The sequence below is a fragment of the Leclercia sp. S52 genome (assembly GCF_039727615.1).
Classification (GTDB): Bacteria; Pseudomonadota; Gammaproteobacteria; order Enterobacterales; family Enterobacteriaceae; genus Enterobacter; species Enterobacter adecarboxylatus_B.
Map to the genome: position 1 here is coordinate 2,352,984 of NZ_CP152474.1, position 14,262 is coordinate 2,367,245.

9 protein-coding genes and 3 pseudogenes are annotated in these 14,262 nt (G+C 58.3%); 6 read left to right on the forward strand and 6 right to left on the reverse strand.

From position 1 onward, the window contains the following. Positions 1–3: 3 nt before the first annotated feature. The 4 genes and pseudogenes from treY to AAHB66_RS11310 all read right to left on the reverse strand — a co-directional run bounded on the left by treY (position 4) and on the right by AAHB66_RS11310 (position 7,773). Complete coding sequence (treY, locus tag AAHB66_RS11295) at positions 4–2,520, reverse strand: malto-oligosyltrehalose synthase (RefSeq protein ID WP_347116321.1); 2,517 nt, start codon at positions 2,518–2,520, stop codon at positions 4–6. Beyond that, a pseudogene (gene treZ / locus AAHB66_RS11300) lies at positions 2,520–4,295 on the reverse strand (malto-oligosyltrehalose trehalohydrolase). The gene treY and the pseudogene treZ overlap by 1 nt, the downstream one beginning before the upstream one ends. A gap of 490 nt (positions 4,296–4,785) precedes the next feature. Further along, a complete protein-coding gene (locus tag AAHB66_RS11305) occupies positions 4,786–6,336 on the reverse strand; it encodes a methyl-accepting chemotaxis protein (RefSeq protein ID WP_347116322.1) in 1,551 nt (516 codons plus the stop codon). Between the two features lie 203 nt (positions 6,337–6,539). After that, positions 6,540–7,773 (reverse strand): annotated as a pseudogene (locus tag AAHB66_RS11310) (diguanylate phosphodiesterase). Between the two features lie 154 nt (positions 7,774–7,927). Here AAHB66_RS11310 and AAHB66_RS11315 point away from each other — a divergent pair. After that, positions 7,928–8,908, forward strand: coding sequence for a mannuronate-specific alginate lyase (locus AAHB66_RS11315; protein ID WP_347116323.1), 981 nt, complete (start codon positions 7,928–7,930; stop codon positions 8,906–8,908). On the opposite strand, the pseudogene AAHB66_RS11320 reads toward AAHB66_RS11315, so the two are convergent. Further along, positions 8,905–9,655 (reverse strand): annotated as a pseudogene (locus AAHB66_RS11320) (SDR family oxidoreductase). The gene AAHB66_RS11315 and the pseudogene AAHB66_RS11320 sit on opposite strands and share 4 nt — an antisense overlap. 125 nt (positions 9,656–9,780) lie before the next feature. On the opposite strand from AAHB66_RS11320, the gene AAHB66_RS11325 reads away from it, so the two are divergent. Then, the gene (locus AAHB66_RS11325; RefSeq protein WP_347116324.1) at positions 9,781–10,686 is read left to right on the forward strand and encodes a LysR family transcriptional regulator; all 906 of its coding nucleotides are present in this window, start codon (positions 9,781–9,783) and stop codon (positions 10,684–10,686) included. A 37-nt stretch (positions 10,687–10,723) separates the two neighbouring features. On the opposite strand, the gene AAHB66_RS11330 is transcribed toward AAHB66_RS11325, so the two are convergent. Further along, positions 10,724–11,152 (reverse strand): OsmC family protein, encoded by a 429-nt coding sequence (locus tag AAHB66_RS11330; RefSeq protein ID WP_106992868.1) that lies wholly within the window; start codon positions 11,150–11,152, stop codon positions 10,724–10,726. A 134-nt stretch (positions 11,153–11,286) separates the two neighbouring features. Here AAHB66_RS11330 and AAHB66_RS11335 point away from each other — a divergent pair, with 134 nt between their 5' ends. The 4 genes from AAHB66_RS11335 to AAHB66_RS11350 all read left to right on the forward strand — a co-directional run bounded on the left by AAHB66_RS11335 (position 11,287) and on the right by AAHB66_RS11350 (position 14,256). Continuing rightward, the gene (locus AAHB66_RS11335) at positions 11,287–11,808 is read left to right on the forward strand and encodes a VOC family protein (protein WP_347116460.1); all 522 of its coding nucleotides are present in this window, start codon (positions 11,287–11,289) and stop codon (positions 11,806–11,808) included. Positions 11,809–11,950: 142 nt separating this feature from the next. Further along, positions 11,951–12,166: a biofilm-dependent modulation protein gene (bdm, locus tag AAHB66_RS11340; RefSeq protein ID WP_106992870.1), complete on the forward strand. Its 216-nt coding sequence runs from the start codon at positions 11,951–11,953 to the stop codon at positions 12,164–12,166. An 80-nt stretch (positions 12,167–12,246) separates the two neighbouring features. Next, the gene (gene sra, locus AAHB66_RS11345) at positions 12,247–12,384 is read left to right on the forward strand and encodes a stationary-phase-induced ribosome-associated protein (protein ID WP_347116325.1); all 138 of its coding nucleotides are present in this window, start codon (positions 12,247–12,249) and stop codon (positions 12,382–12,384) included. Positions 12,385–12,558: 174 nt separating this feature from the next. Next, a complete protein-coding gene (locus tag AAHB66_RS11350; RefSeq protein ID WP_347116326.1) occupies positions 12,559–14,256 on the forward strand; it encodes an NAD-dependent malic enzyme in 1,698 nt (565 codons plus the stop codon). The last annotated feature ends 6 nt before the right edge of the window (positions 14,257–14,262 follow it).

Sequence of the window (14,262 nt, forward strand, 5' to 3'; positions counted from 1 at the left end):
TCATTAGCCGCGGGCCAGTAACACCCGCCAGCAATCCTGTGCATCACTCAATTGCAGGCTTTCGCCTAAGACCAGGGTTTCACCGCTGAAGCAGTCCTGATAGCTGCGCCCGGCGAGACCGGGCGGAAGAACCACCTCAGTCTGGCCCCACAGGGCCGCACCGGTAACCGGGAACGCCTGCGCGGCGTTGGCCAGCGCCAGCCGCGGTGCCACCACAATCAGCACGTCATCATCATCCACGCGGGCAAAGGCAATGGCCTTATCCGCCCGCTCACCGCGGGTGAGCAGCGCCATATAGCTGCCCAGACGGAACAGTGCCGGTTTGCGCTGGCGCAGATGGAGCAGCGTGCGGGTGACGGAGAGCTTCAGCTGCCCGTCCAGCCAGCTCGCCTCGCGGGCGGCAATCTGCCGATCCGCCGTCTCCAGCTGCTGACGTAGCTGGTCAAAATCGGGTTCGCGACGGTTATCAGGATCGACGAGGCTAAAGTTGAGCCCCTCGCTGCCCTGATAAACATCCGGCACGCCCGGGGCGGTGAGTTTGATCACCGTCTGGCTCAGGCTGTTCACCAGCCCGGCGCGGATAAACGGACGCAGCGAGGTGCTGAAGTCTTGCAGGAAATCCTGATTCTCCGGCGACAGCAGATGGCGGGCGTACTCCAGCACCACCGTTTCATAGGCTTCGTTGCTGTCCACCCAGTCGGTGCGCAGCTTGGCCTCGCGCAGTGCCTTCTCCACAAAGGCCAGGAAACGCTCCTCCAGCGCGTTCAGCCCCGCCGCATCCTGCGGATCCAGCTCCGGCGGCCAGACGCCCGCCAGCGCCTGATATAGCATCCAGGTGTCGGCAGCGCGCGGTGCCGTACCATCATTCAGAAAACGCACGTGGGTCTGGTTCAGCTGCTGCCAGCGGGTCACGCACTCTGCCCACACCTCCGGCGCTTCGGTCAGGCTGTAAAGCCGGGCGCGGGCATCTTCCCCGCGCTTGGTGTCGTGGGTCGAGGTGCCGGAGAGCGCATCCGGCTGACGATCCCGCCGTGCGGTCATCTCGGTGTGGAAACGCGTCAGCGAGAAGGCGCGCGGCACCGGCTCGGCACCCACTTCATTGAGGGCCAGATCCATGTGCTGGCGGAAGAACAGCGTATCCTCCACCGATTTCGCCATCAGCGGCCCGGTCAGCTGCTGAAAACGGGTGCGGAAATGGGTGGCGGTATCGCGGGCCTCCTCAGAGACCTCACCGGTCAGAATGCGGACCAGCAGCGCGATGGCCTCGGGATCGGCGCTGACCGTCGACACCACGTGGTTCAGCAGCCGCACGTCCGCGGCAGACATCCCCTCCGCGGTGCCGTAGGTGCGGTATACCGGGAAGGCCACCAGCAGCTCGCGCAGGGCCAGCCGCAGGGACTCCTCTTCGATGGCTACGCCTTCGGTCTGCGCCAGATTTGCCGCCAGCTTCAGCAAGGTGGAAAACTCCCCGGCGAAGTTTCGGTCCACCATCAACAGCCGCGCGTCACGCAGCTCGGCGTCCATATCCACCGGGCGGCCCATCACTGTGTCATAGGCCTGGCGCAGGCCGTCGATTTTGTCGTCGTCGATCAGCACTTCTGACAGCGAGGCGATAAATTCGTAGCCGGTGGTGCCGGAGATCGGCCAGTCTTTAGGCAGGTTCTCGCCTTTACTGAGGATTTTCTCCACCGTGATATAGCAGTCGGGGCCCGCCTCCTGACGCAGACGCTGCAGATAGGCTCGCGGGTCGGCCAGCCCGTCCACGTGATCGATGCGCAGCCCGTCCACCGCGCCCGAACGCACCAGGTCGAGGATCAGCTTGTGGCTGTCATCAAACACCGCGTCGTCCTCAACCCGCACGCCCACCAGACCGGTGATCTCGAAAAAGCGTCGCCAGGAGAGATCGTTCGGGGCATCGCGCCAGCTGGTGAGCCGCCAAGGCTGCTGGTTATGCAGTCGGGTAATGGCCGCCGGATCGCGAAGGCTAAGCACCTCCTCTTCCCGCCCTTCCCAGCTTTCAGGGGTCAGAGGGTAGAAATTGTCGAAATAGGCCAGCGCCGGTTTACCGGTCTCAGGGTCGGGCTGGACAGTAATCTCGCCGTTCGCCAGCACGACGTCAAAGTCATCCCCGAGAAACGGCAGCGTCAGCCGGCGGGACCAGTCGATATCGAAATGACGGGCGTAGCGGCTCTTCTCCCCGTGCTCAATCACATCCCGCCACCAGCCGTTTTCCAGCGAGGTGGACATGTGGTTCGGCACAATATCGAGGATCAACCCCAGCCCGGCCGCCTTCAGGGCGCTGACCAGCCGTTCAAATCCGGCGCGGCCGCCGATAGCGGGGTCAATCTCGTTGGCATCGGTAACGTCATAACCGTGCGTCGAATCCCGGGCGGCAGTAAATATTGGCGAAGCATACAGATGGCTGATGCCGAGCTGTTGCAGATACGGCACCAGACTGGCGGCACGATCGAAGGTCATGCCGTTGCGAAACTGAATACGCCAGGTCGCTGTTGGGATCATCAGGTCGGTTCTCCTTGTGCAAAACGTACAATAACGGTGTTCGCGAGCAGTTCCGTGCGGCCTTCCGGCCAGGCAAACAGCGTTTCACCGGCTATATCGGGCATCGATTGTTCCTGGTCACCCGCATTGAGCGCCAGGGTCAGCGTGCCCTGTGTAAATGTCCAGCTCACTACCACACAGCCCGTGGCGGTTTTCAGCACCCTGCCGTTACCGCCCTGTGCCCCGGCCAGCAGCGGTACAATCGCCCGCTGGCGCAGCTGCAACAGCTGTTGGCTAAAGCGCAGCCAGCGCTGGCCGTCAGGTTGGTTGAGTTTGTCCCAGTCCAGTTTCGAACGGGCAAAAGTCTCCGGCGCGTTGGGATCCGGCACCGTCTCGTCGTGATCGCTGAACTCTTTCGCGCGGCCTTCCCGCACCGCGCGCGCCAGATCCCCGTGGAAATCGGTAAAGAACAGGAACGGTTGGGTTTCACCAAACTCCTCGCCCATAAACATCAGCGGGATATGCGGAGACAGCAGCAGCGCGGCCATCAGTACCCGGGTGCGTTCTTCCCCAATCAGGCTTAACAGACGATCCCCCCTGAGCACGATTACCTACCTGATCGTGATTCTGGATGAAATCGACGAAGGCCACTGGCGGTTGAGCGATACTTTTCACTCCCCGTGGCTCTCCGGTCTGCGGGGAACGTTCCCCCCTGATAAGAAAAGCCCTCAGCGAGCGCCCGTGCCACCCAGTTTTCTGGTTTTTCAGCAAAATCCTGGTACCAGGCGTGGGTTTCTCCGCTGGCCATCACGTGTACAGCGTTATGCAGATCGTCATTCCACTCCCCGGTAAACAGCGGCACGCTGCCATCCTCCTCACGCGGATGGAGAAACACCACGTTGCGGCTGTCTTCAGTGGTGAGATGCACCGGCCGGTCGGTGATGGCGGCGCGGATGCGGGTGGCGATCTCAATCAGCACGTGGGTGTCGGAGGTATCCTCAATCTGATCGATGGCGTCAAAGCGCAGGCCGTCGAAACGAAACTCCGTCAGCCAGTACAGCGGCGCATCGACTATAAACTGACGCACCGGCGCGAGATCGTAAGCGATGCCGTTCCCCCAAGGGGTCATGCGTTCCGGATGGAAAAAGTCCGGGGCCAGTTTCGGCAGATAGTTACCCTCGGGCCCGAAATGGTTAAGCACAATATCCAGCACCACCGACAGACCGAGGCCGTGAGCGGTATCAACAAAGGCTTTCAGCTCGTCCGGCGTGCCGTAGGCGCTGTGCGGGGCATACAGCAGGACGCCGTCGTAGCCCCAGCCGCGATTCCCCCCCGGACTGGGAGAGCGGCATCAGCTCAATCATGGTGATGCCGAGCGAGGCCAGATACGGCAGTTTGTCGGCGGCCGCGCGGAAGGTGCCTTCCGGGGTAAAGGTCCCGATATGCAGCTCGTAGACCACGCTCTCTTCCCAGGGTCGGCCCTGCCAGTGGGTGTTGCGCCAGACATAGCTGTGAGGATCGCAGACCAGCGACGGGCCGTTGACATCACTTTGCTGGGCGCGGGAGGCCGGATCGGGCACCGCAGTGCCGTCGGGCAGGATAAAGCTGTAGGCTGAACCGGGGGCAACGTTGTTAACCGTCAGTTCAAATCCGCCGTCACCGGTCGGGTGCATCGGCAGTGTTTCGTCGTTCAGGCGCAGGGCAATTTGCTGCTGACCGCTGGCCCACAGATGAAAGCGAACGCTGTTCGCATCGCTGTACTCACAACCCCAATACCTAATAGATTTAGCAGTCATTCCACCACCTCGTTTGACCCATGATCCTCGGGTTGCCTGGCGTTTATCGCGAAGCAGAGGGAAAAAGAGAAAATGCGCTGACGTGATGCAGCGCATGAACATCAAGCATAGACCAGGAAAATTAATGTGAGATGGGTCACTGCGAAGGGTGTGGTCGAGATAACTATTGGACACTGTCGGCTCCCTCTCCCTTGAGGGAGAGGGCTGGGGTGAGGGGGGAACCGACGACACCGGTGCAACATGCCGGGTGGCGGCTACGCCTTACCCGGCCTACGAAAAGGTGCGGTCTGTGTTGCCGGGTGGCGGCTGCGCCTTACCCGGCCTACGAAAAGGGTGCGGTTTGTGTTGCCGGGTGGCGGCTGCGCCTTACCCGGCCTACGAAAAGGGTGCGGTCTGTGTTGCCGGGTGGCGGCTGCGCCTTACCCGGCCTACAGAAACGTAGGCCCGTGCAAGCGCAGCGCCGCCGGGCAGAAACGTCTACGGGAGTGAATTATGCCGGTTCCGGCAGTCTGAAGCTGGCGATGCTCTGGGTCAGGTGTTTCGCCTGCTCTTCCAGCGAGGCGGCTGCGGCCGCGGACTCCTGCACCAGGGCGGCGTTTTGCTGGGTCACACCGTCCATCTCGGTCACGGCCTGGCCGACCTGGCCGATACCACGGCTCTGCTCTTCCGAGGCCACCGAGATCTGCTCCATCAGCGTGTTTACTTTATTGACCGAGTTGATGATGGCGTGAATCACCTCCCCTGAACGATTCACCAGCTGCGAACCGTTTTTCACGCTCAAAACCGACTGGGCAATCAGGTTTTCGATATCCTTCGCCGCCACGGCACTCTTCTGCGCCAGGGTACGAACTTCGGTTGCCACCACCGCAAAACCGCGCCCCTGGGTACCGGCACGAGCGGCTTCTACCGCGGCGTTCAGCGCCAGAATATTGGTCTGGAAGGCGATACTGTTGATCACGCTGGTAATATCTTCGATACGCTGGGAGTTGGCGGCGATGGTGTTCATGGTCTCGATCACTTCGCGGGTCACCGCCTCGCCGGTGCGGGCATTGTTCACCGCATCCTGCACCAGCTTACCGGCCTGGTGCACGTTGTCGGTGTTATTGGCGACGGTGGCGCTCAGCTGCTCCATGCTGGCGGCGGTTTCCGTCAGGGCCGAGGCCTGCTGTTCGGTACGCGAGGCCAGATCGATGTTGCCGGAGGCAATCTCCTGCGAGGCATAATTGACGGTGCGGCAGGCTTCGCGCACCTGAGAGATGGTCTCCAGCAGGGCCAGACGCATCTGCTCCATCGAGCCCATCAGAAGATCGATTTCGCTGTTCGAGCCCGCCTTCTGCGGCACCGCTTCGGTCAGCTGACCGGCGGCGATCTGGCTGCAGTGCTCCCGCGCGAGGTTAATCGGGGCGAAGACAAACCGCTTCATCAGGACGCTCACCCCGATAATCACCACCACAAACAGCGCGGCAAAAGCGGCAATAATGATTAAGCCGGAGGCAAAGTGCGAACGCGCATCTTCGTTGAGCTGCTTCGCGTATTTCTGGTGCACAGAGAGCACCTGGTCGAGGACGATCTCATACTGACGATCGAGGCGGGAGATCTGCGGGATCAGGGCATCAAATTTTGCCGCGTCGTGCGCCGAGGCCGCGGCAATCAATGGCTCCAGCCCCTGATTACGGTAGGCGAGCCAGGCGTCGTCGTAATCCTTCACTAACGGGGCTTCATCCGCCAGACGCGGCGCGGCATTAAAGGCGGCAAACGCGCCATCCGCTTTGGTCAGGGCCAGCTTCACCGAATCCAGCTTCTCGGCGATACCGGCAGTGTCCCCGCTCTCCACCTGCTTCATGTACTCCATGACCCGCACCCGCAGGGTACGGCTGTGGTTAATGGGATCGATAATGGATAGCACCACCTGGATCTCTTTATTGACGTTATCCAGTGAATCATTACTTTTTATGGCCAGCCAGACGTTGGTTGCGGCACTGGCAACAAAGAAAAACAGCAGGGCAAGCAGAATGGCAAGGGACGACTTTTTAAGCGACATAACTACCTCAGAAATAAAACGGTCTGAAGTATTATCGGCATCCGCCCCTTAATATTGAATTAAAGTTATTTATTTATGAAGATAACAATAACAGCGTTAATAGGTATTTAAATCATCATATTGCACGGCAGGACCTTATATTTTTGACCCTGCCATAGATGGAAATTTTTTATCTCTTTTACGGCTAATTATTTGCGGGATAGTTAATCGCTTAAATAAACAGCATTAGTATATTGCGGCCAGTGAATTTCACCTACGCCGTTTAATTTTGGCCGGGCGAATAAAAAGCCCTGAAAACGCTTAATGCCTGCCGACTCCAGCCAGCACCACTCTTCGATTTTCTCGATGCCCTCGGCCACCAGCGCAATCTCCATGTCGGTGCAACAGCTGATGATCGACTTCACAATGGCCTGTTTCGGGCCGCTTAAGTGGATATCGCTGACAATCTCGCGATCGATTTTTAGTTTATCCGGCTGGAAACGGGTCAGCAGCGACAGCCCGGCATAGCCAGAGCCAAAATCATCAATCGCCAGACCAATCCCCGCCGCCCTTAACTGTTTGATAGCGCTGTTAAACTGGTTGAAGCCGGAGATCATCTCGTTTTCGGTAACCTCAATCACCACCTGCTCCGGCTGCAAACCGTGGGAGAGGATCTGGTCCATCAGATAATCGACGGCGCCGGGCACGTTGACCAGCGACATCGGCAGCAGGTTAATGGCGATTTTAAGGTCGCCAATGCCAATCTTCTCTGCCAGCGCAAAGGCGTAGGACTTGGTCAGCAGATCGACTTTGTACACGTTGTCCTGATCGAGGGCGTTAAAGAACCGCTCCGGGCTCCCGCCGTCGTTGCTGCGGATCAGCGCCTCCAGCGAGGAGATTTTCCCTTCGGTGGGTTCGACGATCGGCTGCAGGGCAAACTGGCAGACCTGGTTCTCAATCAGCCCGTTGATGGATTTGCCAAAAGGCGCATGCTCCGGGGCCAGCGTCCACTTATCCGGTCGAAAGCTGGACACCCCCCGGTGCTTTTTTCTGCTGGTGAATAAAAGTCTGAATAAATTTAAATACCCGGTCTTCCGCCGCCAGATAATTTTCCAGCTTGCTGTAGCGCAACACGGAGGAGCGCACCGATTTTGGCGTGTCGATACGCAGATCGAACAGCAGCATGCCGACGTTCTCGAAGCGTCGCCGTGGGCCGTAATCGCGCATTAGCTCTACCACGCTGTCATGGCGCTTGTCCTGGCGGATCTTCACAAACAACGTCTCAATAACCTCTTCAGATCCTTCAAGGATCTGCAGAAAATCGACGCCGTTAAACAGTAAAATGCCCGTGACATTCAGCGCGGCATTACTGTGTTTGGCCTTTTCAACCAGTGAAAGGAGGGATAACGATTTACAGGATGAATTTAACTGGCTTTTGTAAATGAGAGTAGTCAGCACAGCTATTGTTCCCGGGTCGATTGTTAGGCCTTATAAGCTATTGTTTAGCATAATTTACATTCGTCGACTAATAGTATTAAAGGGATATATCCGGAAAGAAGCGATTCGGCTCAAAAATAAACAAAGTGAATGTTTAATTCAGGCGGAGGTGAATGTGAAACGTACATTGCGGCTGCTGCTCTGTTTACCGGTGTACGCTCTTGCCGCTCCGTTGGTGCCGCCCGATGGCTTTACCCGACCGCTGCCGCGCACCGTTTCGGGCGGCTGCGTGCCCCTCCCCGCGCCCTTCACCGCCCCGCTGACCTTACGCAGTAAATATGAGGGGTCGGATAGCGCCCGCGCCACCCTAAATCCGCAGGCGGAACAGGCGTTTCGCGCCGCGTCTAAACCTGTCGTCGGCTTTGAGCGCGGGATCTCGGAGATGGTCTGGCGCTATAAACAGAGCGGGGATCCGCATACCCTGAACTGTATTCTCAACGGCTATGCGGCCTGGGCTAAAGCAGACGCGTTGCTCTCCGGGGAGACCAGCCATACCGGGCGCGCCATGCGCAAATGGGCGCTGGCAACCCTGGCCAGCAGCTGGCTGGAGCTGAAGTTTACCCCCGGAACGTCCCTTGCCGGACAACAGGCCACCGAGCGCTGGCTGGGCCAGCTGGCGGATCGGGTGGTACTGGAGTGGGACGGCCTGCCGCTGAAGAGCACCAATAACCACAGCTACTGGGCGGCCTGGGCGGTGATGGCCAGCGCCGTGGCCCTTGATCGACGGGATTTGTTCAACTGGTCGTTAAAAGAATACCGCATCGCCGCCGGGCAGATTGCCGCCGACGGCACGCTGGCAAACGAACAGCGCCGCCGCGAGCGTTCCCGGGCCTATCACAATTACGCCCTGCAGCCGCTGGTGATGATCGCCAGTTTCGCCGATGCGAATAAGGTAGATGTGACGAAAGAGAATAACGGCGCGCTGGCGCGGCTGGCGGGTTATGTTTTGCAGCACCAAGAAGCGCATCTGGAATGGCTGGAGCCCTGGTGCGCCCTGCATCACTGCAGCTCAGTGACCCTGTCGCGCCTGGACGCCAGCCGTCCGTTACAGGATCGCCGCCTCGGCGGCAATCTCACCCTGGTCTATCAGCGTTAAATCTGCGCCATCCCGCCATCCACGAACAGCTCGGCGGCGTTGATAAAGCTGGAGGCATCGGAGGCGAGGAACGCCACCGCTTTGGCCACCTCTACCGGTTCGCCAATGCGCCCCAGCGGCACCGTCGAGGCCAGGGCATCGAACAGCCCCTGACGCTGATCTTCCGGCACCAGATCCCCCAACCCCGGGGTTTTAATCGGGCCCGGGCTGACCACGTTGACGCGGATCCCGCGCCCCTGCAAATCCAGCGCCCATGAGCGGGCAAAGTTTCTCACTGCCGCCTTGCTGGCGCTGTAGACGCTGAAGTTGGCGGTGCCTTTAACCGAGACGGTCGAGCCGGTGAGGATCACCGACGACCCGGAAACCAGCAGCGGCAGCGCCTTCTGCACGGTAAAGAGCACGCCGCGCACGTTGGTGGCAAAGATGCGGTCGAAGTGTTCTTCGGTGATGGCCCCCAGCGGCAGCATATCGCCGCCACCGGCGTTGGCGAACAGCACGTCCAGCCGTCCTGCCTGCTCGGCGATCTGCGCATACACCGTATCAAGATCGTCAAGGCGTGAGGCATCGGCGCGAATGCCGGTCACCTGCCCGCCGAGGCTGGCGACGGCGTTATCCAGCTCTGCCTGACGGCGACCGGTGATGTAAACCCTGGCCCCCCTGATCGGCCAGCTCTTTTGCCGTTGCCAGACCGATACCGCTGGTACCGCCGGTGACGAGTGCGACTTTACCTGTTAATGCTGAGTTCATGTGATTTACCTTCTGTGTTGTTGGTGTGAATGCACTCTACCGCTTGCGGGATTACGGAAAAATCAGCAAAAATTGAAATCACTTTTTCCCGGTGGGAATAATCCCCGTTTCGACGAGACTGTTCTATGGATCAGTTAATGGCAATGCGCGCCTTTACGCGCGTGGTGGAAACCGGCAGCTTTACCCGGGCGGCAGACTCGCTGAACATGCCCATCGCCACCCTCAGCAAGCTGGTGAAAGCGCTTGAGGAACATCTGAGCGTGCGGCTGTTACAGCGCACCACCCGGCGCGTAACCCCAACGCCGGAGGGACAGGACTATTATGAAAAGGCCCGGCGGGTGCTGATTGATATTGAAGATATCGACACCTCCTTCAGCGCGGTAAAGCAGCAGCCGCAGGGACATTTGCGAATTGATGTGGGTGGCTCGACGGCGCGGGATGTGCTGATCCCGGTGCTACCGGATTTTATGCGTCGTTATCCCGACATCCGCATCGACCTGGGCGTGGCCGACCGGCCGGTGGATTTGATCAGCGGCAACGTGGACTGTGTGATCCGCGGCGGCGCGCTGGGGGACTCCTCCCTCATCGCCCGGCATATCGGCAATGCGGAGATGGTCACCTGTGCCACCCCGGGCTACCTGAAGCAGCACGGAATACCCGCCTACCCGGAGGAGCTGCGCAATGGTCATAAGCTGGTGAGCTATCTGTCGCCGGTGAGCGGCCGCGCGGTGCCGTTTCGCTTTACCCACGACGATGAGGTTCGCGACATCAGCCTGCGACACCATATCGGAGTTAACGAAAGTAACGCCCACCTTGCGGCGGCGGTTGCCGGGATGGGGATTATCCAGACCTTTCGCTACTCTGCCGGCGGGCTGATTGAGGCGGGTTCGCTGGTGGAAATTCTGGCGAAATGGCGTCCGCCGCACTATCCGTTTTACGTGGTGTATCCGCAAAACCGGCATGTGACGCAGCGTCTGAGGGTATTTATCGCGTGGCTGGCGGAAGTCTTTCCTGAGGCGGTAAAAGGATAGCCGGGCGCAACGCCCGGCGAAAGGATCGGTTCAGGATTCAGTTCAGGGTGTAGTCGAGGGTGATTTCAGCTTTCAGCACCTGCGACACAGGACACCCGGCTTTGGCCTTCTGAATGATGCCGTCAAACTGCTGCGGATCAATGCCCGGTACGGTCACTTTGCTCTGCAACGCAATTTTGCTGATCGCAAAGCCGCTGTCGGTTTTATCCAGCGATACATCCGCAGTAGTGTCGATGGAATCGGCAGTGTAACCAGACTCGCCCAGCATCAGCGACAGCGCCATTGAGAAGCAGGCTGCGTGTGCTGCGCCAATCAGCTCTTCCGGGTTGGTGCCCTTTTCCCCTTCAAAGCGGGTATTAAAGCCGTAAGGTTGCTGATTAAGGACGCCGCTTTCGGTGGAAACCGTCCCTTTGCCGCGTTTGATATCGCCAGACCAGTGTGCCGAACCGTGTTTGTGAATCGTCATAGTGTGTTCTCCTTTTGGCTTACAAGGGGTTAAGTATAGAAGAGGGATCGGGCTTTGCCGCAAAGACGGAACAGTCTCATGCCGTTGCGCAGATATTCACCTGCTATATTTTAATTTTTAATAAGGAGGACAAAATGAATTCACCCGTCAGAGGTATCGACCACATCGGTATTACCGTCCCGGATATTAATCAGGCCACGCTATTTTTTGAGCAGGCCTTTAATGCGAAAGAAATATATCGTTCCGTCGAACCCGGTGACGGAAATATCGATCCCGATGCCCAACAGAAGACGTTACGCTTATTCCCCGGAACCGACGTTCGCGCCATTCGGATGCTGGCGATGCCCCACGGGCCGGGGATAGAGCTGTTTGAAATGCACGGGCCGGAGCAGCAGCCACCGGCAAGAGCGAGCGACTTTGGATTGCAGCATTTCGCCGTCTATGTCGATGATTTTGCACAGGCGATAGCGCGCTTTACGGCGGCGGGTGGCGAAATGTTTACCGAGCCTAAGGCGCTCTCCTTCCCGGCCGAACAGGGAGAAGGCAACGCTTTTTGCTACGGTAAAACGCCCTGGGGCAGCGTGATTGAATTGATATCCTGGCCCTCGCCTATGCCTTATGAAAAATACACAAACGTGCGTCGCTGGAAGCCATAATATATTCATGGAATTGCGGTGATTATGATATTTTTATTTCCAGGACGAGTCTTAGTCACAGTGATTAAAAAGTTTGCCATTCTGAATGTGCATTACGTCATTGCGAACCGGAACATTAAATAGAAAACGACACGGAGGCACTATGTTTACTTATACTTCAGCAACCACACCATCCGCGCAGCCGGAGCTGGTCAATGCCATTGCACAGGGTTTACGCGCAGAGCTGGGCGCTGTCACCGAAGATGACATTTTGATGGAACTCACCAAATGGGTAGAAGCATCAGACAATGACATCCTCAGTGACATCTACCAGCAGACCATTAACTACGTCGTCAGCGGTCAGCACGCCAGTTTCTGAAAACCTGCTATGCTGGATCTGCAACCTTAGGGGTTACATTTCGTTCGCCTTATCACTATCAACAGGAATGAGGAGTTACTATGAAATCGAACCGTCAGGCACGCCATATCCTGGGACTGAGCTACAAACTCTCTAACCAGCGTAAAGTGGTGATTGAGGGCGACAGCGAAACGCAGGTCACCCACGCTACCGGCAGAAAGCGCCACGAACCTAAGTAAGTTCGCTAAAGATCCCCGACACCATCGGCAAAACCGATGGTGTTTTTGTTTGTATGTTGCGGTTTTTAACATTCACCTCCTTTATACTAGCCGCCTGACATCCCCTGCGGGCACGACAGCGACAATGATCAACACCAGTGCCAGGGACGGATTTCCCAAAATTAAGTGAGTGACATGGACAACAAAGCAACCCGACATCGTTCCCTTTACATCCCTTACGCCGGACCGGTTCTGCTGGAATTTCCCCTGCTGAACAAGGGCAGCGCCTTCAGCATGGAAGAGCGCAGCAACTTCAACCTGCTGGGCCTGCTGCCGGAAGTGGTGGAAACCATCGAAGAACAGGCCGAGCGCGCGTGGATCCAGTACCAGGGTTTCAAAACCGAGATCGATAAGCACATCTACCTGCGCAATATCCAGGACACTAACGAAACCCTCTTCTATCGATTAGTGCAAAACCATCTCGACGAGATGATGCCGGTGATCTACACCCCGACCGTCGGCGCCGCCTGCGAACGCTTCTCTGAGATTTACCGTCGTTCGCGCGGCGTGTTTATCTCTTATCAGAACCGTCACAACATGGATGACATTCTGCAGAACGTGTCGAACCACAACATCAAGGTGATCGTGGTGACCGACGGGGAACGTATTCTCGGTCTGGGCGACCAGGGGATCGGCGGGATGGGTATTCCTATCGGCAAGCTGTCGCTCTACACCGCCTGCGGCGGTATCAGCCCGGCTTACACCCTGCCGGTGGTGCTGGACGTCGGTACTAACAACCAGCAGTTGCTCAACGATCCGCTGTATATGGGCTGGCGTCACCCGCGCATCACCGACGAAGAGTATTACCAGTTCGTGGATGACTTTATCCAGGCGGTAAAACATCGCTGGCCGGATGTGCTGTTGCAGTTTGAAGATTTCGCGCAGAAAAACGCCATGCCGCTGCTGAATCGCTATCGCGACGAAATTTGCTCCTTTAACGACGATATTCAGGGCACCGCGGCGGTCACCGTCGGCACCCTGATTGCTGCCAGCCGCGCGGCGGGTAACCAGTTAAGCTATCAGAAGATCGTCTTCCTCGGTGCCGGTTCCGCCGGGTGCGGCATTGCCGAGCAGATCATCGCCCAGACCCAGCGTGAAGGCTTAAGCGAAGAGCTGGCCCGCTCGCGCGTCTTTATGGTAGACCGCTTCGGCCTGCTGACCGACGCCATGCCGAACCTGCTCCCGTTCCAGACCAAACTGGTGCAAAAGCGCGAAAATCTGAAAAACTGGGATACGGATAACGAAGTGCTCTCCCTGCTGGACGTGGTGCGCAACGTCAAGCCGGATATCCTGATCGGCGTCTCCGGGCAGACCGGGCTGTTCACCGAAGAGATCATCCGCGAGATGCATAAGTACTGCGCTCGTCCAATCGTGATGCCGCTGTCGAACCCGACCTCCCGCGTGGAAGCGACCCCGCAGGACATCATCGCCTGGACCGAAGGCAATGCGCTGGTTGCCACCGGCAGCCCGTTTGCCCCGGTGGTGTGGAAGGATAAAACCTACCCGATTGCCCAGTGCAACAACTCCTATATCTTCCCGGGGATTGGCCTCGGGGTGATCGCCTCTGGCGCCTCGCGCATTACCGATGAGATGCTGATGTCCGCCAGCGAAACCCTGGCCAAGCACTCACCGCTGGTGAACAACGGCGAAGGGCTGGTGCTGCCGGAGCTGAAGGATATTCACGTGGTGTCGAAGGCGATTGCCTTTGCCGTGGGCAAGATGGCGCAGCAGCAAGGGGTGGCGGTGAAAACCTCTGCCGATGCACTGCAGCAGGCGATTGACGAGAACTTCTGGCAGCCGGAATACCGGAGCTACCGTAGAACGTCGATATAAAAGCAA